The sequence below is a fragment of the Nocardia aegles genome, assembly GCF_052545135.1.
On sequence record NZ_JBQWRI010000078.1, the window covers coordinates 1 to 262 of the forward strand.

The following is a 262-nucleotide window of genomic DNA, read 5'->3' on the forward strand; positions in this document are numbered from 1 at the left end:
ACACCTCGGCCACCGCCTGTTCCACCGGGGAACTCGGCGCCCGGAACACCGCCGCGGACACGACCTGTGGGGCGGGCAGCGCCTTACGGTCCAGTTTGCCGTTCGCGGTCAGCGGCAACGCCTCCAGCACCATCACCGCGTCCGGGACCATGTACCCGGTCAGGAATTCCGAGACCTGCGTGCGCAGCACCGACGGGTCCAGGCTCGCCCCGGGGTCGGCCACGACATAGCCGATCAACCGGTCCCCGGCCCGCTCGTCGGC

At 71.4% G+C, this 262-nt stretch carries 1 protein-coding gene; it reads right to left on the reverse strand.

What is annotated here, in order from left to right:
* Positions 1-262, reverse strand: a 262-nt coding sequence (locus ACT89H_RS29525; protein WP_445111947.1) for an AMP-binding enzyme, incomplete at both ends; no start/stop codon positions are given.